Source organism: Micromonospora sp. NPDC007271 (assembly GCF_040634005.1).
Taxonomy (GTDB): Bacteria; Actinomycetota; Actinomycetes; order Mycobacteriales; family Micromonosporaceae; genus Micromonospora.
Genome location: NZ_JBEYER010000228.1, coordinates 1 through 1,011, shown reverse-complemented (window position 1 = coordinate 1,011; position 1,011 = coordinate 1). Strand labels below are relative to the sequence as shown.

The 1,011-nt window shown below is 70.4% G+C and carries 1 protein-coding gene; it reads right to left on the bottom strand.

Annotated features, from left to right (window positions below):
• Positions 1-100: 100 nt before the first annotated feature.
• Positions 101-448, bottom strand: a complete 348-nt coding sequence (locus ABZ570_RS34045) for a TcmI family type II polyketide cyclase (RefSeq protein ID WP_358072312.1) — start codon at positions 446-448, stop codon at positions 101-103.
• Between the last annotated feature and the right edge of the window lie 563 nt (positions 449-1,011).

Sequence of the window (1,011 nt, the reverse complement as noted above, 5' to 3'; positions counted from 1 at the left end):
CCGGTTCCAGGTGCGGGCACTGCCGAACCACTCGACCTGAACCGGAAGCCCGTTAACGGCGTCGGCGCACATCCGGTCGATACGCCGGTCCGAAGTGGGGTCAGCGGACCGGTCCCGGTGCGGGAACGTTGGCGGCGTCCCAGCTGTAGAAGCAGCTGGCGACGGCGTCCCGCGGGGAGTGCCAGGTCGGCAGGTACGCCGACGTGTGCGCCGACAGCCGCTCGTTGACCCGCCGGAAGAGCGGGTGGTCGCGTAGGCCGGCCGCCGCGTCCGGGTCGACGTGGGCGGTCTCCATCAGGTGGACGCACAGGTCGTGCAGGCAGTACAGCGACCGGTGCCGGATGCCGGTCAGGCTGGGCAGTTCGGTTGCGTCGGACTCGGCGAAGATCTGCGCCACGCGCCCCTGCACGCCCGGCACGATCCGGCTGACGACCAACAGTCGACCCATCGGGACCCCTCTCGCCGGCTATGCCTCCGCCCCTCGCGGCCCGGGGCCTTGGGGGCCGTGTGCGTTCACCCTGCCTGGGCGACTGTCACCTGCCCGTCACAACAGCCGCTTGGTCGGTGATGACCGTGACGGGCCGCGCCGGCGACTGGTGACCCGAGTTTTCCGGACGCTCACCAAGAGGTGGCCGGGCGCGGCGGACGCAGCCGGCCAGCACGCCGGCGCCGCGAAGCTGCGGGGCGCTGACCTGCAGTGCAGCAGTCCACGCGCGTCGCTGGTCGTAGCGACGCTTGCCCTGGCTGGCCGCCCCCTCACAACGGACGCCGTTAGCCGCCGCTGATGCAGGCCGTAACCCCGTGGAGACGCCAGCCGATGAACGGGTGAGGGGTGCGCGTTGCCGGAGTCAGGGGTGGTCGCCGGGACGCGAGGAGTGCCGGTACCCAGGGGGTGCCGGCATCTTCTATCGCGGACAGGCTTCCGGATGGCTCCGATGCATCCCGGCAAGGACACCACTAGATGATTGAGTCCGAAGTTCGGACTGCTCAGTGGTCGTATGCGATGAGCGA